The 25,906-nt window shown below is 61.5% G+C and carries 22 protein-coding genes, 1 tRNA gene and 1 pseudogene; 15 read left to right on the top strand and 9 right to left on the bottom strand.

Features of this window, described 5'->3' with window-relative positions:
* The 8 genes and pseudogenes from ACWIVK_RS00415 to ACWIVK_RS00450 form a co-directional block, all read left to right on the top strand.
* Window positions 1–468, top strand: a pseudogene (locus ACWIVK_RS00415) (aminomethyl transferase family protein); the annotation flags it as partial.
* Window positions 469–1,168: 700 nt separating this feature from the next.
* Window positions 1,169–2,254, top strand: a complete 1,086-nt coding sequence (locus ACWIVK_RS00420; RefSeq protein WP_448574572.1) for an ABC transporter substrate-binding protein — start codon at window positions 1,169–1,171, stop codon at window positions 2,252–2,254.
* A gap of 143 nt (window positions 2,255–2,397) precedes the next feature.
* Window positions 2,398–3,354, top strand: a complete 957-nt coding sequence (locus ACWIVK_RS00425) for a DUF6282 family protein (RefSeq protein WP_448574573.1) — start codon at window positions 2,398–2,400, stop codon at window positions 3,352–3,354.
* Window positions 3,351–4,082 (top strand): PIG-L deacetylase family protein, encoded by a 732-nt coding sequence (locus ACWIVK_RS00430; RefSeq protein ID WP_448574574.1) that lies wholly within the window; start codon window positions 3,351–3,353, stop codon window positions 4,080–4,082. The genes ACWIVK_RS00425 and ACWIVK_RS00430 overlap by 4 nt, the downstream gene beginning before the upstream one ends.
* 19 nt (window positions 4,083–4,101) lie before the next feature.
* Complete coding sequence (locus ACWIVK_RS00435; RefSeq protein WP_448574575.1) at window positions 4,102–4,764, top strand: 4-carboxy-4-hydroxy-2-oxoadipate aldolase/oxaloacetate decarboxylase; 663 nt, start codon at window positions 4,102–4,104, stop codon at window positions 4,762–4,764.
* Between the two features lie 37 nt (window positions 4,765–4,801).
* Window positions 4,802–5,782 (top strand): VOC family protein, encoded by a 981-nt coding sequence (locus ACWIVK_RS00440; RefSeq protein WP_448574576.1) that lies wholly within the window; start codon window positions 4,802–4,804, stop codon window positions 5,780–5,782.
* Window positions 5,783–6,291: 509 nt separating this feature from the next.
* Window positions 6,292–7,752: a CapA family protein gene (locus ACWIVK_RS00445; protein WP_448574577.1), complete on the top strand. Its 1,461-nt coding sequence runs from the start codon at window positions 6,292–6,294 to the stop codon at window positions 7,750–7,752.
* Between the two features lie 219 nt (window positions 7,753–7,971).
* A tRNA-Asp gene (locus ACWIVK_RS00450) sits at window positions 7,972–8,045 on the top strand.
* A 394-nt stretch (window positions 8,046–8,439) separates the two neighbouring features.
* Here the strand turns inward: ACWIVK_RS00450 and ACWIVK_RS00455 are convergent.
* Entirely contained in the window at window positions 8,440–9,225 is a 786-nt protein-coding gene (locus tag ACWIVK_RS00455; RefSeq protein ID WP_448574578.1) for an SDR family NAD(P)-dependent oxidoreductase, read from the bottom strand.
* A gap of 967 nt (window positions 9,226–10,192) precedes the next feature.
* The gene (locus ACWIVK_RS00460; protein ID WP_448574579.1) at window positions 10,193–10,507 is read right to left on the bottom strand and encodes a hypothetical protein; all 315 of its coding nucleotides are present in this window, start codon (window positions 10,505–10,507) and stop codon (window positions 10,193–10,195) included.
* A gap of 261 nt (window positions 10,508–10,768) precedes the next feature.
* Here ACWIVK_RS00460 and ACWIVK_RS00465 point away from each other — a divergent pair, with 261 nt between their 5' ends.
* Window positions 10,769–11,815, top strand: a complete 1,047-nt coding sequence (locus ACWIVK_RS00465; RefSeq protein ID WP_448574580.1) for a mannonate dehydratase — start codon at window positions 10,769–10,771, stop codon at window positions 11,813–11,815.
* A gap of 146 nt (window positions 11,816–11,961) precedes the next feature.
* The gene (locus ACWIVK_RS00470; protein WP_448574581.1) at window positions 11,962–13,224 is read left to right on the top strand and encodes an ATP-grasp domain-containing protein; all 1,263 of its coding nucleotides are present in this window, start codon (window positions 11,962–11,964) and stop codon (window positions 13,222–13,224) included.
* 8 nt (window positions 13,225–13,232) lie between these two features.
* Here ACWIVK_RS00470 and ACWIVK_RS00475 read toward each other — a convergent pair whose 3' ends face one another.
* Window positions 13,233–13,541: an oxidative damage protection protein gene (locus ACWIVK_RS00475; RefSeq protein WP_448574582.1), complete on the bottom strand. Its 309-nt coding sequence runs from the start codon at window positions 13,539–13,541 to the stop codon at window positions 13,233–13,235.
* A gap of 61 nt (window positions 13,542–13,602) precedes the next feature.
* Between ACWIVK_RS00475 and ACWIVK_RS00480 the strand changes: the two genes are divergently transcribed.
* Entirely contained in the window at window positions 13,603–14,502 is a 900-nt protein-coding gene (locus ACWIVK_RS00480) for a formyltransferase family protein (protein WP_448574583.1), read from the top strand.
* Here the strand turns inward: ACWIVK_RS00480 and ACWIVK_RS00485 are convergent.
* From ACWIVK_RS00485 to aroB, 5 genes are all read right to left on the bottom strand, one after another.
* A complete protein-coding gene (locus ACWIVK_RS00485) occupies window positions 14,446–15,447 on the bottom strand; it encodes a GDP-mannose 4,6-dehydratase (RefSeq protein WP_448574584.1) in 1,002 nt (333 codons plus the stop codon). The genes ACWIVK_RS00480 and ACWIVK_RS00485 overlap by 57 nt on opposite strands.
* Before the next feature lie 18 nt (window positions 15,448–15,465).
* The gene (gene metK, locus ACWIVK_RS00490; protein ID WP_448574630.1) at window positions 15,466–16,680 is read right to left on the bottom strand and encodes a methionine adenosyltransferase; all 1,215 of its coding nucleotides are present in this window, start codon (window positions 16,678–16,680) and stop codon (window positions 15,466–15,468) included.
* A gap of 69 nt (window positions 16,681–16,749) precedes the next feature.
* On the bottom strand, window positions 16,750–18,030 hold the full coding sequence (locus ACWIVK_RS00495) for an adenosylhomocysteinase (RefSeq protein ID WP_448574585.1): 1,281 nt from the start codon (window positions 18,028–18,030) through the stop codon (window positions 16,750–16,752).
* Window positions 18,015–19,112, bottom strand: a complete 1,098-nt coding sequence (gene mtnA / locus ACWIVK_RS00500) for an S-methyl-5-thioribose-1-phosphate isomerase (protein ID WP_448574586.1) — start codon at window positions 19,110–19,112, stop codon at window positions 18,015–18,017. Before mtnA ends, ACWIVK_RS00495 begins: the two co-directional genes overlap by 16 nt.
* On the bottom strand, window positions 19,109–20,797 hold the full coding sequence (aroB, locus tag ACWIVK_RS00505; protein ID WP_448574587.1) for a 3-dehydroquinate synthase: 1,689 nt from the start codon (window positions 20,795–20,797) through the stop codon (window positions 19,109–19,111). The genes mtnA and aroB overlap by 4 nt, the downstream gene beginning before the upstream one ends.
* A 136-nt stretch (window positions 20,798–20,933) precedes the next feature.
* Between aroB and mdh the strand changes: the two genes are divergently transcribed.
* Both mdh and ACWIVK_RS00515 read left to right on the top strand, forming a co-directional pair.
* The gene (gene mdh, locus ACWIVK_RS00510; RefSeq protein ID WP_448574588.1) at window positions 20,934–21,863 is read left to right on the top strand and encodes a malate dehydrogenase; all 930 of its coding nucleotides are present in this window, start codon (window positions 20,934–20,936) and stop codon (window positions 21,861–21,863) included.
* Between the two features lie 67 nt (window positions 21,864–21,930).
* Window positions 21,931–23,220 (top strand): molybdopterin molybdotransferase MoeA, encoded by a 1,290-nt coding sequence (locus tag ACWIVK_RS00515; protein WP_448574589.1) that lies wholly within the window; start codon window positions 21,931–21,933, stop codon window positions 23,218–23,220.
* Here the strand turns inward: ACWIVK_RS00515 and ACWIVK_RS00520 are convergent.
* The gene (locus ACWIVK_RS00520; RefSeq protein ID WP_448574590.1) at window positions 23,217–24,125 is read right to left on the bottom strand and encodes a DMT family transporter; all 909 of its coding nucleotides are present in this window, start codon (window positions 24,123–24,125) and stop codon (window positions 23,217–23,219) included. The two genes, ACWIVK_RS00515 and ACWIVK_RS00520, sit on opposite strands and share 4 nt — an antisense overlap.
* 83 nt (window positions 24,126–24,208) lie before the next feature.
* Between ACWIVK_RS00520 and ACWIVK_RS00525 the strand changes: the two genes are divergently transcribed.
* Both ACWIVK_RS00525 and ACWIVK_RS00530 read left to right on the top strand, forming a co-directional pair.
* A complete protein-coding gene (locus tag ACWIVK_RS00525) occupies window positions 24,209–25,201 on the top strand; it encodes an ROK family protein (protein ID WP_448574591.1) in 993 nt (330 codons plus the stop codon).
* Window positions 25,202–25,717: 516 nt separating this feature from the next.
* Window positions 25,718–25,903 (top strand): hypothetical protein, encoded by a 186-nt coding sequence (locus ACWIVK_RS00530; RefSeq protein ID WP_448574592.1) that lies wholly within the window; start codon window positions 25,718–25,720, stop codon window positions 25,901–25,903.
* Window positions 25,904–25,906 lie beyond the last annotated feature (3 nt).

The following is a 25,906-nucleotide window of genomic DNA, read 5'->3' on the forward strand; positions in this document are numbered from 1 at the left end:
CACGACTTCGTCGGCCGCGCAGCCCTGGAACAGCTCAAGGACCAGCCGCACCGCAAGAAGGTGACGCTGGTCTGGGATCCGGAGGAGGCCGCGCGCGTCATCAGCAGTCTCGTCACGCATCCCAAGGGCCAGCGCTACAAGGACTTCGATCTCCCCTTGGCCCAGTACGCGACCTGGCTGTACGACGCCGTCCTCAACGAAGCCGGGGAGGTCGTCGGCTTTGCCATGTTCACCGGCTTCTCCTCGAACGAGGCGCGAGTGCTCTCGCTGGCGACGGTGCGCGCGGAGTATGCCCAGGAGGGGACGCGGCTGCGCGTGGTCTGGGGGGAGCCGAACGGCGGTTCGCGCAAGCCGTCGGTCGAGCAGCACGTGCAGACCGAGGTGTGGGTGACGGTCGGTCCGGCCCCCTACGCCGAACCAGCCCGCCGCTACCGCGAGCAAGTCGCCCGTACCCGCCGCTCGAGTTGAAGCATTGAAGTTGATCAGCCCAGAGAATCCCCTGGGTCGCCACGGCCCAGGGGACATACTCTCTCGACTTGGACGAAGGCGAAACGCCTCGGTTTTGCCGCCGCGGTCTTCGATCGCGGGAAAGGTACCGAATCCGTCGATCAAGTGGGGCAAAGCGGTCACTCATCGGCGCGAGGAGCGCATGCTGCTCGCCCGGGCTCCTTTGTCGCTCGTATCAGAGAACGGTTCATCGGCGTAGGGATGTCGGACGACATCCCTGCTTGACTCTGCGAACAAAGCACAGTATTCTGATTCTTGCCCATGTTCGTTGTTTATTCAGATATACAGAACGGGCACAAGTTCGAGCTTTGATATAGCTATCCAGAGAAAAGTCACTTTTCGACATTCACCATCAATCATTCCTATATACTGTCATTACAACTCACTCATTGCATCATTTGAAGCGAAATTATCGGCCTTCATGCAGTCGAGCAAGTTCTTTCTACCGAGAGGGGGGTGATGCTTCTCGAGAGGGACTGCGGCTGGCACCCGAACCCGATGAGTTCATACCACCGCGTTGAGACCGAGAACGTCCAAAGACGCGGTCGAGCAGAACCCTGAGGAGGACGGAAATGGATCGAGCGATGATCACGCGTCGTCATTTCCTCCGCGGGTTGGTTGGTACCACCACCTTCGCCTTCATCGGCTCGTTGCTCTCCGCATGCGGGAGCAACCAAGTACCAACCCGGACTACTGTGCTTTCGACGTCGGCGGTCACGCCCGCTACCGGAACAGCACCCAGTCCCACAGCAGCACCATCCCTGCCCCCGCTGCAACACTGACAGCTCTCCCCACCGTCAGCCGAACTCGCAAACTCAAGGTGCGCGTGGCTCTCGCCACTGAAGAAGCTGGCAATTTCATTGCCGTCGAGAAGGGGTTCTTTAAAGACGTCGGACTCGACGTCGAACTCGTGACGACGCAAGGCACACCCGGTGAGGTGATCCCACTCGTCGCGGTGGGGCAATTGGACCTGTTCAGCGGCGCAATTCAGGCAGCACCCGTCAACGCACGAACCCAAGGTGTCGAAGTCACCATCGTAGTAGGTGAGGGAGCATTGCGTCGCGGGAATGTCTTTCACATCTACGCGGTTACCAAGCAACTCTACGATCGAGGAGCGCGTTCGGTATCAGACCTCCGTGGACGAACGCTCGCGATGCCCAGCGACGCAGGCATCGATCTCCTCGAGCTCAAGAAGGTACTGGAATCAGGCAATCTCACTCTGGACGACGTGAAGCTGCAATTGATCCGCCTACCGGATATGCCGACCGCCCTTCAGAACGGGGCCGTTGAGGCGGCAGAATTGGTCGAGCCGTACGCAACGATTGCCACGAAGCAACTCGGCGCAGCTGTCCCTCTCGTTGCCGGTGACGCGATCGTCGACATCGTCGGTGACAACTTCCCCATTTCCGTCATCGTGGTCGGTCCTCCGATGCTGAAGGATCCAGCACTTTTGGAAGCGTTCCTCGTCGGTTATCTGCGAGGTGCTCGCTATTATCTGCAAGCATTGAAGGACCCGGCAGCACGCGCCGAAGTGATAGCTATCCTCAAGCATCGAACCCCGCTCAAGGACGATAAGCTCCATGAGCAGATGACCTGGCCGGGAGTTTCTGCGGACGGGACGTTCGACATCACCAAGTTGGAAGAAGCACAACAGCTCTGGAGGCAGCGCGGAGAGATTAAGCAGACTGTTCCAGTCGACCAACTGGTCGACTTTCTATTCGTCACGAACGCTGCTAGGCAGCTTTAGTTCCGTACCGGAGGAGAGACCGAGTCCCGAGACTCGGGCTCTCCTCTCATGAGCTTCAGCCGTAAATAGTTATCCTCGTCTGTGTTACACTGTACACGTCATGGACGTCAGCTGCCTTCAACGCAGCATTGACCAAAACGCTCTTGACGATCGATGGGAAGGCGCACGAAACGACGGCAGCGTTACCGATTCCAAGCCAGCGAGCGCGTGAACTCGTCCGTGGTGCATACGATCTCCATGTCCACTCCGGCCCAGACGTCATGCCACGGCGCATCGACGATATCGCGCTCGCGCAACGATTTCGCGAGGTCGGTCTCGCTGGTTATGTGATCAAGTCGCATTACGTTCCCACTGCCGAGCGAGCCGCCGTTGTTCGCTCGGCCGTCGCGGGTGTTGACGTGCTCGGATCGATCACGCTCAATCGTGCGGTCGGGGGACTGAACCCGCTCGCAGTGGAGATCGCAGCCCGGGAAGGTGCGCGCATCGTTTGGTTGCCAACGGTCGATGCGGCGAACGAACGTCGCCACCTTCTCCACGCTGCCACTGGAAGCAAGCTGCCGTACTGGGCACGACTGCAGCAGGAAATGCGCGAGGCGGGATTCGATGTTCCCCCGGTCGAGGTTGTCGATGACCGAGGCGCTGTCGTACCGGAACTGCGAGCTGTCCTGCGCATCATCGCTCGTCATGACCTGGTTCTCGCAACCGGACACCTCGGTCGTGATGAGATTTTCGCCGTCGTCCATGCCGCACGCGAGGAAGGAGTTCGGCATATTATCGTGACGCATCCGGATTTTCCCTCCCAGGCACTGCCCATCGAGGACCAGATTGCGCTCGCTGAATCGGGAGCCTTTCTCGAGCACTGCTTTACCCCATTGTTCAGTGGGAAAGTGCCGTGGGAGACCACTTTTGCACACATTCGTGCAGTCGGTGTGCACCGGGTCGTTCTCAGCACCGATCTCGGTCAACCGGATAACCCGCCGGTCGAGGACGGCCTCGCTCTGTTCGCTGATCGCCTACTGGAAGCTGGGTTCAGCGAGGAAGAGATCCGCATCATGGCAGTGCACAACACAGTGCGGCTTGCCCAAGGGAGGGGTACATGACTAGCGTCCAACGGCTGCTGGTAGTCGGTGCACACGCCGCCGACTTCGTCTGGCGCGCGGGAGGCGTGATCGCGCTGGTCACCGCAAACGGTGGAGAAGCGATCGTTCTTGCGCTTTCCTATGGTGAACGCGGGGAGTCGGGTGAGTTGTGGAAGGAGCCAGGTCAAACAGTCGAGCGAGTCAAGGCGATCCGGCACGAGCAAGCAGAGCGTGCAGCCCACCTACTCCGCGCACGCTTCGTCAGCTTCGATCTGGGTGACTATCCCCTAGAGGTCGATCGCGAGGCGACCGAGCGACTCGCCCAGCTCATTCGCGATTTCCGCCCCGACGCGATCGTCACGCATACCCCGATCGATCCCTTCAACCCCGATCACCCGGTCGCTAACCAGGCTGTTCAACAAGCACGTCTCCTCTCCTCTGGTGCAGGCGTCGCCAGTGCCTTCGAGACGATCGAGCCGCCACCTTTGTACTACTTCGAGCCGCATCAACCTGAGCTCTGTGGTTTCGTCCCGAACGTCTTCGTCGATATCACGCCAGTGTTCGAGAAAAAGGTCGCTGCGATGCAGGTCATGGCGTCACAACAGTACCTCCAGCACTACTATGCTGAGCTTGCGGAACGTCGGGCCAATCATGCACGGCGCATTTCCGGCGCCAAGGACATCCGCTACGCAGAAGCGTTTCAACGTGTCACCCCACTGGTCGTGCGTGCCTTGCTCGGTCATGGTTGAACGTTCGCGGAGGTTCCACATGACGACACGCGAGCCGCAGGCGCACGAGTCCCTCGTCGCCCAAGCCTGCCGTGAGTTCGCTGAACTGGGTGTTGCGACAGTCTACGAAGCGTCGGGGCGGCAGGGTCTCATCGATGTTCCCTTGATTCCCATCCTCGCTGGTCGACGCGTTGCTGGACAGGCACTGACCGTTCTCTGTGGCCAAGGCGATAACCTCATGGTTCACGCGGTGATGGAGCATGTCTTTCCCGGCTCGGTGCTCGTGATTACGATGCCGGAACCCGAACCGGTCGCACTCGTTGGCGAACTTCTGGCGATTCAGGCTCAGGTCCGCGGAGCAGCGGCCCTTTTGGTCGATGCCGCGGTCCGCGATCTCGACGAACTGCGTGCGATGGAGCTTCCGGTGTGGACCCGCTTCGTGCGCGTGCGCGGTGCAACCAAGGAGAAGGTCGGTCAGATCGATGTCCCGGTCGTCGTTGGGGGAGCGCGCATCGAACCCCGCGACATCGTCGTGCTCGACGAAGATGGGGCCGTTGTCGTTCCCCGTGACCGCGTCGCCAACGTTCTCGACGCGGCTCGCGCTCGCGCGGAGCGTGAAGCACGAGTGCGTGAACGGCTACGTGCGGGAGAGCTGTCCTTCGACCTGCATGGCTTGCGTTCGCTCATAGCGGATCGACGGTGAGGTCAGGGTATCGGTCGAGAATGGTGGAGGTACCGAGATGGACGAGGTAACGCTTTACATTGGAGAGCCGAACTGCGACATGGCGCATCCCGCTCACCTGGAGCTCCTGACGCCGACACTCGAGGAAAGCGAACGCTTCTTCGTGGAGTATCTCGGCATGACGGTGAGCGCGCGACACGGAAACTCAGTCTACCTGCGGGGATGGGATGACTACGCGCACCACACACTTAAGCTCACCGCTGCTCCGGTACCTGGGATGGAACACTTTGCCTATCGAGTGAGTTCGCCGCAGGCCCTCCAGCGTCGCATCACCATGCTCGAGCGATCTGGACTCGGTTTGGGGTGGATCGAGGGCGACGCCGGCCACGGCCCAGCCTATCGTTTTCGCACACCGGACGGACATGTCGGCGAACTCGTGTGGGAAGTGGAATGGTATCAACCAACACCGCAAACGAAACCAGCGCTCAAGAATCAAGCGTCCCGTTTTCCAGCACGCGGCTGCAATGTGCGACGCCTCGACCATATCAACGTCTGCGCAGCTGATGTGCGAGCCACACGACGCTTCCTGCAGGAAAACCTGGGACTCAAGCTCACCGAATGCATCATCTTCGACGACGGGACAGAGAAAGGAGCATGGGTCACAGCGAACAACAAGGGTTACGAGATCGCGATCACCGAAGATCAGACCGGGGCTCGCGGTCGGTTCCATCACGTCTGCTATGCCGTCGATACGCGGGAGGAAGTGCTCCGCGCCGCGGACATTGCGATCGAGTTCGGCTACCGCATCGAATACGGACCGCACAAGCACGCTGTTCAGCAGACCGTTTTCCTGTACGTGATCGAACCGGGTGGGCATCGGATCGAGATCGGCTGTCCAGGCGCTCGTCTCGTCCTCGCGCCTGACTGGAAGCCCATCGTCTGGACCGAAGCGGAGCGCAAGCGCGGGCAAGCTTGGGGGCTTCCCACGGTCGCGACGTTCCATACCTACGGCACTCCACCAGTCGAGGCCACACCGTAAAGAGTCTCTCGAAACCAGTCAGCTTGCGGAGGGCGGAGCTGCGCTCCGCCCTCCGCACGTTTTCTCTTCGACAAGCACTTCTCGAACTCGTGCGATACTTTACAGTCCTTTCACAGAGCACCGCCGAACGCCTCCCGTCCGACGGTATTGCTCCGCTGGACACGCTATCATCATTTCAGCTCGCGCGTCGATCGATGCGAGGCGTCAGGGCAAGAGATTCCTCGACCTTCTGGGGGGACATCATCGTGTGTTGCAGAGTGTCCAGCGATCGAAGCGGAACCGGAATCCTTTCGCTGCGCCTCACGCGACGCGCATTGCTTGGGCTTTCCCCACTCCTCACCGTTCGCTGCTCTGCATCGCCTCTGCCGAGCGACGCGCCCCCGTCTCCGACACTAGAGAAGAACTCGAGCCAACCTCCCGTCAGACGAACTCCGCGCCAAACTATCTCGCGTTCGCTCCGTCTCACCGTGAGTCTGAGCGGTCTCCCACCATCTCTGCAGCGACAGGCAGTGCGATGGATCGATCTCCTCCGCGAACAGCTTCCGCCACGCTGGACGCTCGAGCTCGTTGAGCCGGAGAAAGCCTCGATTCGGTTGCGCGTCGTTTCCCGCTATCCGACTGGGCCGATACTTGGTGTCCGCTATCTCGTACCCGTGACGTCGCACGCGAATTTTGTTTTGAGTCTCGATGCGTCGTCACTCGACGCACTGCTCGCTGGGCAGGTCGAAGACTGGCGAGAACTCGGGCATCCCGAGCCCCTTCCAGTCGTGCGGATCAGCGTCCAGGAAAACGGCAAAGCCCTCGACCAACCGGATCGTACGGTGATCAACGCGAGCGACCTCGGCGCGAATCCGCCAGGGGGTGCCTTCGCCCTCGTCGAACCGTGGGCGCTGTATCCCCATCTACGCGTTCTTCGCCTAGACGGAAGGGACCCGCTGCGTCCTGACCAGGACGATTATCCGGCATCGCTGACCGAGTGGCTCACCGTGGAGGGCGCAATCGATCTCCTTCCTCCAGAGCTGCTGCAACCACCATTGGCGACACCACCCAACTTCACGACGCTCACCTTTGCAGGAGACGTCATTCTGGGGCGCACCGTCCACCGCATCATGGCCGCTCGCGGTGATTGGGCTGCCCCTTTCCGGTCGATCGCCTCCGAGCTTTCCTGGGCCGATCTGACGGTCGTCAACCTCGAATGCGCACTCACTCGGCGGGTCCATCCTCCAGCCGATCCCTACACGCTGCGATTCATGAGTTTCCCCGAAGCGATCGCCGGACTCGCCTTATCCGGTATCGATGCGGTCAGCCTGGCCAACAACCACAGCATGGATTTCGGTTACGCGGCATTGCAGGACACCATGCAAGTCTGTCGGGAGGCTGGTATTACCACGTTCGGCGCGGGAGACAACCTCGCCGCGGCTGTCCGACCGGCTGTTTTCCGGATCGGCCCCTCGCGGATCGCCCTGCTCGGCTTCGACGGCGTTTCGACCGACTGGTACGGAGCCGGCGAGAACACCCCTGGTACTGCTCCGCTTCGAGCGGACATCGTCGAGAATGCTATCCGGATCGCTTCCCAGCAAGCCGACATCGTCATACCGTTCTTTCATTGGGGTGCCGAGTATACGCTCGTACCGACGGCCCATCAACGCGCGATCGCACGCCGCGCCATCGATGCCGGCGCGACTCTCGTCGTGGGATCGCATCCGCATTGGGTCCAGGGCGTCGAGTGGCATCGCGATCGCCCTATCTTCTACTCGCTCGGTAATTTCGTCTTCGATCAGGAATGGTCGTTGGAAACCAAACAAGGACTGATTCTTCATCTCTGGCTGTCTGGCGCTGAGCTCATTCGCTACGAACTCGTCCCTGTCCTGATCGAGGACTACCATCGGCCACGTCTCGCTCGAGGAGAGGAAGCGCAGGTGATCCTCCAACGCGTGCGCGAGTCGAGTAGTCTCCTCAGCGAGGGCTGAGTCGAGCGCAACGACCGACGAGACGGGCCCGAGTCACTCGCCTTCTCAACGCCGCAGGTGCCACGAACTCCAACGAATAAAGTGGGCACGGGTATGTGCGGGCCGATGGCGTCTGCTACCGAACCGAACCAGCGCGCAACCCGTCTCGCCCCAGGTCTCGCAGAGCGCGGCCCTTGACAACGGCAGCAGCGATATGCCATACTCTCGACGTGACAACGCGGAGGCGTGGTGTAGAGGCCTAACACGCGGCCCTGTCAAGGCCGAGATCGCGGGTTCGAATCCCGTCGCTTCCGCTTCTATCTCGGGACCGATTGGTCCCGGGATTTTTCTTTCTCGAGCGTTGCACGCATCGAACGGCTCGGTCCGGACGAGCCGCAGAACATCCTCTCTCTCGAGTCCTTCCTCATTGCCGTGGCACGCCTGAAAGGGGGAAAACCTCACGCGACGACCTGTCGGTAGAAGCGATGACGAGCGACGCGGTCACAGCTCGTCCGCGATCCTCGGCCTCAGCTGCAATCCGATGGCCTGTGCGCGAGGGCGCGGAGCGCGAGGCCTCCGCGCGCCAGGACCACAATCGTTCGCTGGGTAGCCGGTGGAAACATCTTCGAACGGAGCGCGCACCCCCGCGAACGCACCGGACATCGTGCGTCGATGCCGTCGCTGGTCACTGTCCTCCTCGGTTAGCGATCACTGCGGAACCTGCGCTTGCTCCCACCACAGTCCCATTCTCGCCTGAGTTCCGCCATCGACGAAAAGGACTTGCCCCGTGATGAAGTCCGCGTCGTCGGACACCAGAAAGACGGCAGCCTTCCCCACGTCCTCCGGTCGCCCTACCCGTCCCCAAGGAACGAGCTGGTTTCCGAACTCGGTGGTGTAACCAGGAAATTGGAAATACCGTGGCACCTCGATCAATCCAGGACCGATGGCGTTGACTCGAATCTTGAGCGGAGCGAGTTCGATAGCCAACGAACGCGTGAAAGCGATGATCGCTCCCTTCGTCGCCGCATAGGCTGCATGCAAGGGAAATCCAGCCGCACCATGGATCGAGGTGATGTTCAAAATCGCTCCACCGCCGTTCTGGATCATGTAGTGAGCAGCACGTTGAGCGCAGAAGAAATAGCTCCTCATGTTGAGATCGAAAAGCTCATTGTAGACGTCTTCCGGAAACTCGAGAAACGGCCGTGCACGCGTCACACCCGCGTTGTTCACGAGGATGTCCAGGCCACCGAGGACAGCCGCCGCTTCATCGACGACACGGCGACACTCGCTGACCGAGCGGAGATCTCCTCCGATGGCGAAGGATCGCCCACCAGCCCGCTCGATTTCCCGTGCCGTTGCCTCTGCGCCCTCCCGACTGTGGGCGTAATGCAGTGCGACTGCCGCTCCTTCTGCTGCCAAGGCTCGAGCGATACCCTGCCCGATACCCATGCCAGCTCCTGTCACGAGCGCTCGCTTCCCACTCAACTTTCCCATGGCTTCTCCTCCTACTGGGCACCGTGATTCGCTCCCCCTCAGTATCGCGTGAAAGGTGGCGAAGCGACTATCCCCCCGGTCGCTCGCTCGTCATTCACTTCAGTGGCTACTGCTCTCTCGCTGACTCGTTCGGTATTACGGAAGCGACGAGCGACCATCACCTGACGAGCGAGTGGGGGAATGGCGGGTGGATCGCTGCTGGCGCGACGACCGTCATCGAGGGAAACGTCGATCGAATGCTGGTGCGTGTGTCGACCGACGATAGTTCGTCGGGCCTCGGTGAGGCGTACTGCGAGCGCGAGTTCTCGAACTGATCGAGGCTGCGAGTGCATTCATCATCGGCAAGGATCCGTTCCATGTCGCGCGCATCATCTTCGAACTCCAGCGCTGCTTTTCGGGAGCGAGCTCACAGGCCGGCGCCATCACGAAGGCCATTTGCGGGATCGAACTCGCCCTGTAGGATCTCGTCGCCCGGGCACTCGATACCCCACTCTCGACGTTGTTCGGAGGTCACTTCCGCGATCGGATACGACATTCCGTCGACCTCCACGCCGGAGAAGCACCGAATCCCCATAGTGGGGCGGATACGCGCACCTGGTGCTCTGGCTCGAGGTCTCTCCGCTGGACCAGTCGACATCGATGCAGCGAATCCTCACCGCGACGGCTCGACTGAGAAGGTCGATCCCTGCGGTTCTTGGTGCGAGCCATAGGACCGGACGATGAGCACAGCCGAACGTCGTTTCGTCGTGGACGTCGTCTGCGCCGTCCGCACACCGATTGGCCCGGACAGCGATTGCGCCCTCCATTGCTGCGGGAACGACCGCTGGCCCCAAGACGATCGCTCAGGCGCGCAGGTTGGCGACCGCGAAACGGGTCGGTGAGAAGCTCCGGTATCCCCGGACAACGTGGATGCACTGCCCGCGGTCGCGCGGAGCAGCTGCATCTCGCTCTGTACTGACGAAAACCCTTACCGGGTCGCTGGTTCTCGGGAGCAGATCCTGCGGCAAATCTGCCAACCTTTCGCACCCGTTTTCCCGAACATGGATGGCCTCCTCGAGCCCGCAGCGCCACTGTACTGGCTGATCTCAGCGAGCTGCTCGTCGTCCGGCACAACGTCACGAGCCCCGTCGGCACGATGGCAGCCGCCGAGTTCTGCGCGGCCATACCCGTCTTCTTCGCGCTCGACTTCGATGCCTTCGATATCGCATGGAGGGAGGAACGCGTTCTCGAGCGACCACTCATCCAGGACGGCCACCTCGTCCTCCCCGATCGCCCGGGTCATCGTCTGACGCTCGACTTCGCAGTCGTGCACTCACGCCAAACGAGGCACGACGTTCTTCCGGTGAACCGGTCTGACACAGGGACAGTTCGCTGCAGTTCGAGGTTGCTCGTGTCTCGGAGAGGGGTACCGGCTCAGCGCAGCCCAGACCTTCATGGCTCGATTCGCTCCACCGCTCGTACCGTGTCGTCCCATCCGAGCCCACTTCTCTCTGTTGAGCTGATCTGCCAGAATCACACCGAAACCGCGGAAAGGAGATCGACGATGGAACTCGCCTTGATTCTTCCCCCATGGCCGAATGAGCGGTGGAAGTTGGCGCTCCAGATGGGCGTCACCCATGCAGTGACGACCCTACCTTTCCACGTCGCGGGTGGCCATCAAGCATCCAATCCACCGGGTGTTCCTCAGCCCATCGTACCCGTCGATGTGCCGCCACCAGAACATCGCCCATGGGACTTCATGCCTTTGCTCCTCATGGTGCAGCGCTTCCGTGAGGCCGGCATCACGGTGTCGGTGATCGAAGCATCACCGCCGATGCATCGTGCGCGATTGGGAATCGAGGGGCGTGACGAAGAAATCGAGTGGGTCATCACGCTCATTCGCAACATGGGCAAACTCGGAATCCCTGTCTGGTGCTGGAACTGGATGGCGGTCATCAACTGGGCCCGCACATCGGTCACCACCCCGACACGAGGCGGCGCATTCACGACGAGTTACGACCACGAACTCATGGAACGGGCCGGGCCGACTCATATCGGGACGGTGAGCGCGGAGCAACTCTGGGAGAATCTTCGCTATTTTCTCAGCGCTGTCGTACCGGTCGCGGAAGAAGCAGGAGTCCAACTCGCCCTGCATCCCGACGATCCACCTGTGCCGTCACTACGGGGCATCGCGCGCATCCTCATCACGCCACAGGCGCTCCAGCGTGCACTCGATCTGCATCCCAGCCCAGCCCATGGGCTCACTTTTTGCCAGGGGACTGTCTCCTCGATGGGCGTCGATGTCATCGAATGGATTCACCATTTCGGAAAGCAAGGAAAGATCCACTTCGTCCACTTTCGCGACGTGCGCGGCGGCCCGACCAACTTCGTCGAGACGTTCCATGACGACGGACAGACCGATATGTTCCGAGCCATGCAAGCGTACCATCGAGTCGGTTTCCGCGGTGCGATGCGACCCGATCATGCCCCGACGATGGAAGGGGAACCGAACACGGAACCGGGCTATATGATGCTCGGTCGCCTTTTCGCCATCGGCTACATGAAGGGATTACGAGAAGCGGTGCTCAAGACAGAAGCTTCGTCACCATAAGAAAGGTTTCCGAGCCACATACCCTAACCCGTTCGCGCACCGGACCCACGTTTCGCTCGTCAGCGGTTCACCGCTGCCACTCTGGGTTCGTCCTGGCTCGTCGGGTCGGCTACACTCGAGACGAGACTAGGAACGAGGCGAGCCTCATGGGAATTGCTCCGCGACGAGTCATGCTTCTGACCACGCCCACGAGCTACCGCACCGCCGCCTTTCTCGACGCGGCCCAGCGACTCGGTATCGAGACGCTGGTCATCGAAGACACACCATCACCGCTCCAGCAGTTCCTCCCTCTCCGCTTTACGGCCGATTTCCGGGACACAGCTCGCGCAACCGAGCAAATCGCAGAAATCGCTCGGCAATACGGCGTACGCGCCGTGCTACCGGTCGATGATGCGGGTACCGTTCTGGCCGCTCTCATCGCCCAACGATTGGGCCTGCCGAGCAACGATCCAGAGGCCGCCCTCGCTGCCCGAGACAAATGGATCATGCGGCAGCGCTTCGCCGCCATGGGAGTGCCGGCACCCCGCGCCCAGGCCTTTCCCGCGCTCGCTGACCTGACATCGCTGGCTCGTTCGATGAGCTACCCGTGCGTGGTCAAGCCGACTCGTCTCTCCGGCAGTCGCGGAGTGATTCGAGCCGATGATCCACTCTCCTTCGTGCGAGCTGTGGAGCGCATTCGGAGCATCCTGACAAGCGATGGTATCGACCTGCGAACGGCCCAGCTATTGGCCGAGCCCTTCGTCCCTGGATTCGAGGTCGCGGTGGAAGGGCTTCTGACTGATGGAGCGTTTCGTCTTCTGGCACTCTTCGATAAACCTGATCCCTTGGATGGGCCATTTTTCGAGGAGACGATCTACGTCACGCCCTCGCGCTTGCCACCTGCTGTTCAGGAGCAGGTCGTCGAGACAACCGCCAGGGCTGCCCGCGCCCTGGGACTGCGGACCGGACCTGTTCATGCCGAACTGCGGGTCAACGACGCTGGTCCATGGGTCATCGAGGTAGCGGGACGCTCGATCGGGGGACTGTGCTCACGGATCTTGGAGTTCGGTACTGGCTTGTCCTTAGAGGAACTAATTCTCGCGCATGCAGTCGGGGAACAACTCCCGGAACTCGAGCGTCGGCCGGACGCAGTCGGCGTCATGATGATCCCGATCCCGCGGCCAGGCATCCTCAAAGACGTCGAAGGGATCGAGGAAGCTTCGAGCGTGCCAGGCATCACTGGTATCGAGATAACGGTCAAGCGCAATCATCGCATCGTGCCGTTGCCCGAAGGCGCGAGCTACCTGGGCTTCATCTTCGCTCGAGGAAGCGATCCCATTGAAGTCGAAACTGCATTGCGCCTTGCGCATGCACGCTTGCGGCTTCGCATTGCGCCCGAACTGCCAGTGCTAGGAGTGTCCGCCACATGACAGGCACCTCACTTCTTGCGAGCTGGAGCACCCTTCGTTGGCTGTCCTGCTCCCGGCGGTACCCACTCCTCAGGCAATTCCTCTTCACCCCCGAACAAAAAGGCTTCCAGGTGCGCACGCAGGATCGCTCGATCTTCCGGATCAGCCGGATTCAACCCGTAGTGATTGATGACGATCGTCTGATATTCCAGCCACATCTGCCAAGCATCGCGCGAGATCTCGCGATAAATGCGCTCGCCGAGCGGCCCCGGGAAAGGGGGACGATCCAGTCCGGGCAACTCTCGCCGCAATTTCACGCAGTGCACCAGTCGCACCATGATGCTGTTCCTCTCGCCCGTCGGTCTCGAACGCTCGCCCAAGCGTAGCGGACAGTCACCCATGACGTCAAAGCCTGTCAGGAGATGGAAACTGACACTCTGGGGAAGCCACAGCCGGCAGACCTCGATCACGTTCCAGGTTCTCCTACGTGCGCGTGCCCAGGTTCGCTGCCTCGTCCTGGCAGGGAAAAATCGCCAGCCAGGGACCAACCGGCGAATACCGCTCGCGGGCTGGAACGAAGACGTCGCAGTGATCGCAGCACGGCATGCCATTCCGGTCGTTCATGTCCCCACCCGCTCCACCCTTTTCGAGCTCGACAACGACGAGCGGATCCCTGCCGACCTTGGCGTGATCTCCTGCTTTCCATGGAAAATCCCCTCGCGCCTGATTCGTCATTACCCGTTCGGGATGATCAACATCCATCCATCGCTGCTACCGGACTTTCGCGGTCCCTCTCCGCTCTTTTGGCAATACCGCGATGGCAGGCTGCGAGGAGGAATCACCCTGCACTGGGTGACGGACGAACTCGACAGTGGTCCCATCATCGACCAGGTCACCTGCGATATCCCTCTCGGCTTTCCAGGAGACCGTCTCGAAGCCTGGCTCGCGTGGTACGGAACGAGTCGCCTCTTGGAGATTCTCGGGCAGGACACGCTACCTACCGGGTGGTTCCCCACTCGACCCGGATCGTGGGCACCTGTGCCCGACGATGCTGCCTGCCTTCTGGACACGAGCTGGCCAGCTTGGCGCGCAGCTCACTTTCTGAACGGCGTCCTACCGTTAGGATATCCCGTTACCATTCGGGACGTTGAAGGCCATGTTCGGCTCGTTCGCCGCCTTCTCGGCTGGTCGTCCCAGCCAATCCATTCTGCCGAATCAGTGGAGTCTCTTCTGACATTGTCTCTACACGGGGGAGCGCTCACCGTGCTCACCGAAAACTGCTCGATCACCGGCGCGTGAGGGTCGCAGGGTTCGCCGCCAATACTCCAGCATATCCTCGAGTGTTTGCTCGATCGGTATCGTCGGCTGCCAACCGGTGGCCCTGCGAAGGGCCGTCGCATCTCCCCGAAGAACGCGTACCTCGATCGGGCGGAGACGAGCTGGGTCACGTTCGAGTCGCATCGGAATACGCGCGAGCGACAGCAACTGCTCGACCAACTCGCGGAGCGACCGCGACACCCCACTGGCAAGATTGAAGACCTCGCCACTGAAACGGGGCTCGGCCAAGAGTTCATACGCGCGCACGACGTCGCGCACGTCGAGGAGATCCCGCTCCACGTCGAGTTCACCGACGAGGAGGACGGGCGGCGCCATGCCCAACTCGGCTTCCGCGATTTGGCGGGCGAATCCGGAGAGCGCGAATCGCTCGCTCTGGCCCGGTCCAATGTGAGTAAAGGGACGAACGCGCACGATCGGCAAATCATAAGTTAGATGATATTGTAATCCCAAGAGATCCTGCGTCGCCTTGCTCACACCGTACGGGCTCAGTGGCCGGAAGGGTTGGGCCTCGGTGACCGGAAGCTCATGTTCGTAGACGAGGCCATACGCATCCGACGAACTGACGATGACGACGAGCGGCGGCGGTTCGAGCGAACGAACCGCCTCCAGCAAGTTGACCTGTCCGAGAACGTTGTTCGCGATCGTTCCGTAAGGATCCTGAAAGGAACGCGGAACGTAACTGACGGCAGCCAGGTGAAAGATCACCTCAGGATGCCAGTGTGCCAATGTGCGGCGGACGAGCTCGCCGTTCATCAGATCACAGACGAGGTGCTGTTTGAGTGACGAGGCCGGCGGGCTGGGCCGCGCCGAGAGCCCGAGCACCTCCCAACGACCAGTTGATGCCAGCTGATCCGCGAGGTACCGTCCAGCGAACCCGGTCGCACCAGTGATCAAGGCCCGACGCATAGGAGCGTCCACTCTCCGTTATCGCTCCGGCAGGCTCCCGACCAGCCCCGCTTCCGACCGAAGCAACTCCGCCTTGTCTGTCCGCTCCCAGGGCAAATCGAGATCGGGTCGCCCGAAGTGTCCGTAAGCCGCGACCTGCCGGTAGAGCGGCCGCTGCAAGCCCAGATGATGGATGATCGCCGCCGGACGGAGATCGAAATGCCTCGTCACGAGTTCAGCGATTCGCTCCTCGTCCAATCGTCCAGTCCCGAACGTCTCGACATGGATCGCCACCGGGCGTGCTCGACCGATCGCATACGAAATTTGAATCTCGAAGCGATCAGCCAGTCCTGCGGCGACGACGTTCTTGGCGACGTAGCGAGCAGCGTATGCCGCCGACCGATCGACCTTCGTCGGATCTTTCCCAGAGAAGGCTCCGCCGCCGTGTCGCGCCATCCCTCCATAGGTGTCCACCATGATCTTGCGACCGGTCATCCCGGCGTCCGCACGCGGGCCACCGAGGACGAAGGAGCCGCTCGGGTTGATCAGAATTTCCGTCTCGCGATCGAGCAACTCGCTCGGAACCACCGGACTCACGACAGTCTCGATGAGATCGCGACGGAGTTGCTCGCGCGAGACATCCGGGTCGTGCTGGGCGGAGAGCACCACTGTCGCGACACGAGCTGGTCGCCCATATCGGTACTCGACCGTGACCTGGCTTTTCCCATCCGGACGGAGGTACGGGAGAATTCCCGTCTTGCGAACCGTCGCTAAACGACGCACGAGTCCATGCGCGAGTGCGATGGGAAGCGGCATCAGCTCCGGAGTCTCGGTGCAGGCGAAACCGACGACCATGCCTTGATCGCCGGCTCCGATCCGATCGAACTCGTCTCTTGCCGAACCCTCGCGCACTTCGAGCGACTCGGAAACCCCATACGCGATCTCCGGTGCCTGCTCCTTGATCGAGAGGATAACTCCCATCGTTCGACCATCGATGCCGTACTCGGAGGAAACGTAGCCAGCATCGGTGACGACCTGCCGAGCGAGCTCAGCGTAGTCGACGCGCGCCGTTGTCGTGATTTCCCCGATGAGAATCATGAGCCCAGTCGTCGTCGCCGCTTCACAAGCGACTCGCCCGTCCGGATCTTGGGCCAGCACGGCATCCAATACCGCATCGGAAACCTGATCGCACAGCTTGTCCGGATGTCCCTCGGTCACCGACTCCGAGGTAAAGTAGGTGCGTGGGGCACGCATGATGCTCAGTGTCACCGTTCCCAACCCCTTCACTTCGTCACATCGCACCGGGTGTAGCGCTCATCGCCGTCATGTCCCATGCTGCCAGGACACGAGATAGGCCTCTTGTTCCGGTGTCAATCGGTCGATGGCGATGCCCATACTCTCGAGCTTGAGCTGCGCAATTTCGCGATCGATTTCTGCCGGAACTGGATAGACATCAGCCGGGAGTTGCCGTCCACGCTGAGCGAGGTACACGCAGGCGAGCGCCTGGTTGGCAAAGCTCATGTCCATGACACTAGCCGGATGTCCCTCAGCAACCGCGAGATTCACGAGACGACCCTCGGCGAGGACGACGATCGCGCGCCCATCAGGCAGAACGTATTCCTCGACATAGGGCCGATGCGACACGCGTTCGACTGCCATTTCGGCCAGTGCTTCGAGATTGATTTCCACGTTGAAGTGCCCCGCATTGCAGACGATCGCCCCATTCTTCATCACGAGAAAGTGTTCGCGGTCGATTACGTGCCGATTTCCCGTCGCCGTCACGAAAAGGTCTCCTGCCCGTGCTGCCTCCCGCATCGGCAGCACTCGGTACCCATCCATGACGGCCTCGAGAGCCCGAACCGGGTCGACCTCCGTCACGATGACGTGCGCGCCCATCCCCCGCGCGCGGAGCGCGATACCGCGCCCACACCAGCCATAACCCACGACCACCACTGTCTTGCCAGCCAGGAGCAGGTTCGTCGCGCGCAGGATAGCATCGATCGTGCTCTGCCCTGTGCCGTACCGGTTATCGAACAAGTGCTTGGTCATAGCATCGTTGACTGCGATCGCGGGAAACGCCAGCAAATCGTCGCGCGCCAACGCCCGCAACCGGATGACGCCAGTCGTCGTCTCTTCGGTCGAACCGATCACGGTCTGCAGGACATCGCGTCGCTCGCGGTGTACGGTCGTGACCACATCCGCACCATCATCGATGATCAGATGCGGCTCATGATCGAGAGCCCAGTTGATGTGTCGGTAATATGTCTCGGCGTCCTCGCCACGACGGGCGTAAACATGAAAGCCGTCAGAAACCAATGCAGCAGCGACATCGTCCTGCGTCGAGAGCGGGTTGCTCGCGCAGATCACCGGTGTTGCACCAGCAGCACGCAACGTGTACGCGAGATTCGCCGTCTCGGTCGTGACATGGACACAGGCAACGATTCTCAGGCCCTCGAGCGGACGTTCCCGTTCGAATCGTTCACGAAGGAGGCGCAGAACAGGCATCTCCCGCGCTGCCCAAGCAATGCGCTTCTTTCCTTGTTCAGCCAGAGTGAGATCAGCGATATCGTACGGTATCACTCGCCTGCTCACCGTTCGTCCCATCCTGTTTGCCCTGCCTCGACCGATACCCCTGGACCGCTCGTGGCGAGAAAGTTCGCGATCTTTCTCCTATCGGGCGCCGGAATGACGCCGCGCTCAGTGATGAGCGCCGTGACGAGCCAGTGTGGTGTCACATCGAATGCGGGATTCCGGACCGGCGTGTCCACCGGTGCGATCCACACTCCTTTCAAGCGTAACACTTCAGCCGGATCGCGCTCTTCGATCGGGATGGCGTTTCCATCCGGCGTCTCTGGATCGAAAGTCGAAAGCGGAGCAGCCACGTAAAACGGAACGCGAAACCGCTCCGCAGCCACCGCGAGGCCGAGTGTACCGATCTTGTTGGCAACGTCCCCATTCGCCGCGACACGATCCGCACCGACGAGCACGGCATCCACCTCACGTCGAGAGAGCAGGAACGGTGCCGCACCGTCCACGATGAGCGTATGCGGTATTCCACACCGGCGGAGCTCCCACACGGTCAATCGTGCTCCCTGCAAGCGTGGGCGAGTTTCCGTGACCCAGACATGCTCCAAACGACCGAGTTCGTACGCGCGCCGAATGATGCCGAGCGCGGTTCCGAACGCTCCTGTTCCCAATGCTCCGGTGTTGCAGTGTGTAAGCGCGCGCGTTCCAGAACGCAAAAGTCCGGCGCCGTATTCGGCGAGTGCCCGATCGATGGCCCATTGCCGATCCAAGAGTTCCTGCACGAGTTGGCCAAGAAGACCGGCTGCTTCCGCGGCATCCACCGCACTTGCCACGCGCTGCCGAGCCACATGCAGACCATGAAAGAGATCGGCGGCGGTCGGCCGCGTACTCTTCAATAACCCCTCTCCAGCGGACAATGCTCGACGCCAATCGCCCCCCTCTCGCGCTGCACGCTGCACCGCGAGAGCGAGCCCTGCGACTGCGCTGATGCCGATGGCAGGTGCCCCACGGACGCGCATCTCCCGGATTGCTGCCGCCACGTCATCGATCGTTCGGCACTCGAAAAGCCGCTCTTCATCCGGAAGAGCGGTTTGATCCACGATGACGAGCGACTCTCCAGTCCAGTGAAGCGGTCGCCATTCGCCCGGCGCATCCGTCATCGTTCTCCCCCGGCACCACTCCCGCTCACGATCCTCGATTCGCCCAGCAGCAGTGCTCGGCAGACGTCCTCGATCACGCTCATGGGTACGTCGCGGCGCACCTCGACGTGACCTGGTGCGCGAGGCAGAATCCACGTCAGGTTGCCCCCCTCGGCCTTTTTGTCGTAGCGAAGACGCCCGAGCACATCGGCGAGAGGAAGATCGACCACGCGCGGCAACCCAGCCTGATCCAGGAGTTCGTCTTGCAACCTGACGAGATCGGCACGACAGCAGTCCAGTCGCTGCGCGATGCGAGCGACCGCCCGCATACCCACTGCGATCGCCTCGCCATGCCGCAACCGATACGCACTCGTCGCCTCGATTGCATGGCCCAGGGTGTGACCATAGTTGAGAATCCGGCGCAGTCCGGATTCGCGTTCATCACGGGCGACAACGCTCGCCTTGATATGGATGTTCTGCCGAATGAGCCGAGCGAGTGACTGGGTATCCTGCCACCAAGCGTCGTACGACCGCTGGGCGAGCATGGTCAGCAGCCGCGGCTCGTGCGTCTCGGTCGCGGTGCACTCGATCATCGCATGTTTCACCACTTCAGCCCACCCGGAGCGACGCTCCTCGGCCGGAAGCGTCGCGAGCACGTCTGGATCCGCAACCACTAGATGCGGCTGGTAAAAAGTCCCGATAAGGTTCTTCCCGAGCGGATGATCGACCCCCGTCTTTCCGCCGACGCTCGCATCGACCATCGCCAGAAGGCTCGTCGGCACTTGCACGAACGCGACACCACGGAGGACGATCGAAGCCGCAAAACCGGCAACATCACCGACCACTCCCCCCCCGAGTGCCACGACGACATCGGAACGTTCGATGCCGGCCGTCAGCATCCAGTCCAGCAGCGATGTCACGGTCACGAGCGACTTCGACCGCTCTCCCGGGGGAATAGCGGTCGCCACGACATCGAAATCAGCAGCAGTCAGTGACGCTCGGGCGCTTGCGCCCCAGTATCGTGCAACTTCCTCATCGCTCACGAGAAAGGCGCGCCGAGCCTTGGGCCAGCGCCGTCGCACCAACTCGCCGAGCCTCCTCAAAATACCGGAAGCCACGTAGAGCTCGGAACGACCAGCAGCACTGGGCAGAGCGCGGAACGGTACGCTTCCTCGCTCCTCCAGTTCTCGAACTGCCTCCACGATTCGTCGTGCAATCGCCTGCGGCGCCTCATCATCGGTGTCGATGACGACATCGGCCTGCTCGTAGAGCGCTCGCCGTCGCTGCCAGAGCTCCTGCAGTTTTGCAGCCGTGTCGCCGGCAAGCAGCGGCCGAACCGTCGACTGCCGTTCTCCTTCATACTGGCGGTGCAAACGGTCCACCAATGTCTCGATCCGTGCACGCAAGTGCACCACGGCCGTCTCGGTACGCAAGGGAATCCAGTTCCGATCATCCAATACGATCCCGCCGCCGGTGGCGATCACTACGTGCTCGGACTGCGACGCCTGCAGTAGGGCGTCTCGCTCCGCTGCTCGGAAAACACTCTCGCCGTACCGCGCGAAGATCTCCGCGATCGGCACACCGAAACGCTCTTCGACCATCCGATCAGTATCCACGGCACGCCAGCCGAGCACATCCGCGACGAGCGGCGCGATCGACGTCTTCCCTGACCCACTCAGCCCGATGAGCGCGATCCGTTTGACCACCTGCGACCCCTTCACCATCCGTGAGCGAGGTGCCGCCTCCGAGCGATTGTATCCCACGAGCCGATTCCGCTGTGTGTTAGGATACGCTCAGCGAAGACCGTTGGGATCGGAGAAGTCCAAAAGAGGGGTATAGCGGATGCGACGCAAGGTCTCCATTATCGGTGCCGGTGCTGTCGGTGCGACCACCGCACAATATCTCGCTTCCCGGAACATCGCCGATATCGTGCTCGTGGACATCGTGGAGAATCTCCCTCAGGGCAAAGCGCTCGACTTGTTCGAAGCTGGACCGGTTCTGGGTTATGATTGCCAAATCGTCGGCAGCAACAGCTATGATGCGACAGCTGGATCGGACGTGATCGTCATCACCTCCGGCTCGCCGCGCAAGCCTGGCATGAGCCGCGATGATCTCCTTCGCGTCAACATGAACATCGTTCGGAGCGTCACCGAACAGGCAGCACCATTGTCACCCGATGCCGTCATCATCGTGGTGACCAACCCGCTCGACGCCATGTGCCATGTCGCCTTGGAAGCCTCCGGTTTTCCTCCAGCTCGCGTCGTCGGTCAGGCTGGTGTCCTAGACGCCGCCCGCTTCCGAGCCTTCATCGCGCTCGAGCTCGGTGTCTCCCCGCGCGATATCCACGCGATGGTACTCGGCGGTCATGGTGATACGATGGTTCCGCTGCCCCGCTACACGACCGTCTCGGGCATCCCGATCACGCAACTCATCCCCGCCGATCGCATCCAGGCGATCGTCGAGCGGACGCGCGACGGTGGTGGAGAGATCGTTCGCCTGTTAGGAACGAGTGCATTTTACGCACCAGCTGCGTCGGTTGCCGAGATGGTCGAGGCCGTCCTTCTCGACGCGAATCGCGTCTTGGCTGCGAGCACGTATCTGACCGGTCAGTACGGGATCCATGACCTCTATGTCGGGGTTCCGATCAAGCTCGGTGCCGGCGGTGTCAAAGAAATCATCGAAATCGAGTTGACCGATGAGGAACGGGCCGCCCTGCATCGATCGGCCAATGCGGTGCGCGAACTGGTTCGAGCGATGAAGCAACTGACTTGACAGCAGGCGACCGAGGGGAACGATCTCTATGCAGCCTTCGCACGATCCCTCCGGCACGACCCAAACGATGTTGAGCGTCGATGAAGCGCGCGAACGTATCCTCGCGTGTTTCGCACCGCTCCCACCGCGACGCACTCCGCTGCTGGATGCCTTGGGCTTGGTCCTCGCTGAACCGATCATCGCTCGGGAAAGTATCCCGCCATTCACCAATTCCGCCATGGACGGCTACGCGGTTCGCGCGAGCGACACGCGCGGTGCCTGCCCTGATCGTCCGGCGGAGCTGCGGGTCATCGGTGAAGCACCCGCCGGAAGCCCCGTTCCGCGCGGGTTCTCCGACGAAGCATCCCCGCTCCGCATCGAGTCCGGCATGGCCATCCGCATTATGACCGGCGCCGTTCTCCCACCGGGCGCCGATGCGGTCGTACGGTTCGAGGACACGGACGAGTCGGACACACCCAGCACGATTCGGACACGTGGCGTCGTCCGTATTCGGCGAGAAATCGCCCCGGGAGAAAACGTGCGCTGCGCGGGGGAAGATATTCGTGCCGGGTCCGTCGTGTTCGAACCAGGAACCGTTCTCGGACCAGCTCACCTCGGGCTTCTCGCTTCCCTCGGCTACTCCTGGGTTCTCGTTCATCCGCGCCCACGGATCGCTATCCTCGCCACTGGCGACGAGGTTGTGCCGATCGAATGGCCGCTCGAGCCTGGCCAGATTCGCAATAGCAACAGCACAGTTCTCGCCGCCCTCGTCCAGCAGACCGGTGGGCTACCCAAACTGATCGGCATTGCTGCCGATCGAGAAGAGGATGTCGCACGACACCTCCAGTACGCCGCTGACGCCGATCTGATCCTCACCTCGGGCGGTGTGTCACAGGGTGACTATGACCGAATCAAAGAGTTCCTGCGTGCGCGCGGACGCTTCGAAATTTGGCAAGTGCGCATCAAACCAGGCAAGCCGATGGCATTCGGTTTCGTAGCAGATACCCCGGTCTTAGCGCTGCCTGGTAATCCAGTCGCAGCAGTCGTCGCTTTCCTGCAGTTCGCTCGGCCAGCGATCCTGCGCCTCCTCGGACGAACAGATCTCGAGCCGGTTCGCGTGAGGGCGCGTTTGACGAAACCGGTGGAAAATCGCGGACGACGACGTCATTTCGTTCGTGCGCTGCTTCATCGACGATCTGGCGAACTCTGGGTGACCCCGATCCCGCAACAGGGCTCAGGCATTCTCAGCGGCTTGGTGCACGGGAACTGCCTCGCGGTCATTCCCGAAGAGTGGTCGGAAGCCCCGGTCGGCTCGGAGGTAACGGTCGAGCTGTACGATCCATTGATCGCTGCGGCCATGTTAGCCGCGGGAATTTAAGGAAGCAGTACGAGAAGAATCCCAACCAGCATGATGAGCGCCGCTACTACCGCATTGATACCCGGCACCTCGCTGAGGATCAGCCAGGCTAGGAGAATCGCACCCGTTATCTCTTGCGTGTAAATAACGTTGGCGATCGCAGCGTTCAATCGGCGGACACTCGCGTTGTACAGCGTGTGACCGAGTGTATTCGGTATCAACCCCAGCCCGAGGAGCGCCACGACCACCTCCCAGTCATAACGAGCAACGCCCGTTTCCGCCCCGAGTGCTGCCAGGAGCGCAAAAGGAAAGACCCACACGGCAGCTGATCCGTACACAGCGATCGCATAGGCGAGGAGCGGAACGCGCGCCCGCTCGCGACGACCAACGAGAGAATAGGCCGCGTACGCGGCAGCCGAGAGGAGGGCCAACCCATCGCCGATAGCGATTCGTAACCCAAAGCGCGGCTCGAACCCGGTAAGAACGACGACTCCCGAAAGGACGATCACGATGCCCACGATCTGGCGCGGTCTCAGCGACTCCTTCAGCAGCAACGCCGAGAGAATGGCGAGCATGATCGTGGACGTATAGAGCAAGGGCAACACATGCGCGACCGGCGCGAATTGCAGTGCAGCATTGTACGCCACGAAGTGCACCGCCAGCGTCGATCCGTAGATCGCCAGCCGGGACCAGCCGAGCGACCGCAGTGCTCCCAACGTGCGAGTCACCAGCGCGACCGGCACCAAAGCGAGCGTCGCCACGACAAGACGCCAGAAAGCGATTTCGAACGCGCTGACCGACCCGGCGAGCCGTATGAGTACAGCACTCGTCGAGACAGCGAAAACCCCAGCAACTGCAAAGCCGAGCCCGATCACGAAGTCGTTTCGACTGCTTTCTATCCTGAGAACGTGTTGCCCTTCCGCCATCTTGCTCTTCCCCTCGGGGGTCCATGAGTGGTAGGATACAGCGCTTGTTCTGAGCGCCGAACCCACGGCAGAGGTCCGACCACATGAACGATCTCACTGTTCGACGTTTTCGCGCGAGGCCACCCGGTTCACAGGATCGAGTGTACGGCTTCGCCATCGCTGGTGGAATCATCCGCGCTGTCGTCGCTGACGGAAGGGGACAGATTCTCGGGGAAGCATCGGAACCCCTCAACAATCTCGACGCCCCGCGTGTCGTCCATCGACTCGTCGAGCTGGCTCGAGTCGCACTTGGGCGCGCTGGCCTTCCGCCAGCAGACTTGAAGGCTGCCGGCGTCGCGTTCGGTGGACCAGTGGATCCCGAGCGGGGCGTCACCATCCTTTCGCCACGGTCGCCCGGATTCGAGCACTTTCCGCTCGTCGCCTTGCTGGAAGAGCAGCTGCGCGTGCCGACCGTGCTCGAGAACGATGCACGGGCCGCCGCGTTCGGCGAGGCAGTCTTCGGCGCCGCTCGTGGCTGTCAAACAGTCATTTATCTCCACCTCGGCTCGGGAGTCGGCGGAGGCATCATCGTGGATGGACGGCTCGTCTACGGTGCCACGAGTACCGCTGGAGAGATCGGTCACATGGTCGTCACAGCTGGTGGACCACTCTGCTCCTGCGGCAAGCCGGGGCATTTGGAAGCGTATGTTGCCGAGCCAGCTCTCGTTGCTCGCGTCTGGGAAGCCCTCGTTGTCTACCCGGATGATCCAGCTCATCGGCTCCTCGGTGGACCGATCACAGCTCGCGTTCTATTCGAGCGCGCACCGGAGAGTCCGACGATTCAGCGCATTCTCGACGATACGATTCAGATGCTCGGACTCGCCATCGCCTCCCTCATCGCCACGCTGAATCCAGAAGCTGTGATCATCGGCGGACCGGTAGCCGAAGCAGGTACTCGTCTCTTGGAACCTTTGCAGGCGCGTGTCCGTCAATATGCGTATCCCGCCTCCCTACGCCGCGTCCGCCTTGCTCTGGCCGAACTCGGTCCGGACGCTCCAGTAATCGGAGCCGTCGCACTCGCCTTGGCCCGCACGTGAGTCGGCATCACCCGTACGACTGCGCAACGAAGACACCGTCTGCCTCCGGCCCGAACGATGCCGACGTAGCGACAAGTCGCAGAAGCGAGCGCGATCTGCAAACGATCGGAGGAACGCCTCGAGCTCGATGATCAGCTGGAGACTACCGTACTTGCCATAATCCTATGGTTCTGTCGAAAACGAAAGGTTTTCCGTTTTCCGAGGAGACGTACTCCGCCTTGCGAGCAGCGAATCTCGACCGATCTTCGCCTGTTCGACTCGAACGCCTGCCGAACTGCCCAAGGCATCAGCACAGGAGATTACGCCCAGTTAGGACGCCCCCAACCGGACCCGATCCTTCTCCCTGTGCACGGGAACGACCGTACGGCAGGCGGTTACCGGGATGCTCGGCTAGCTCCTTCTCCCTGTGCACGGGAACGACCGACTTCGGTGCATGACCGAGGATCGAACAGCTTTCGCCCAACCAGGACGTCTTCAGCGTCTCACCGGTCAAATGCCACCGTAGAGGTAAGTCGGTTGCCGAGACGGCCCGAACACTGTTATCCTCACTATTTGGCATGGCTGGAGGGAGGTATCGTGTCCGCTCGCATCTTGAGCCCGAAGATTCAAGAACGACTGATCGAATTGCTCCGCGAACTCGGTCGACCGGCGACGACCGAAGAACTCGTCCGGCTGCTTCGTGAGCGTCTGCAATCGAGCTGACGC

It is taken from the genome of Thermomicrobium sp., assembly GCF_053493975.1.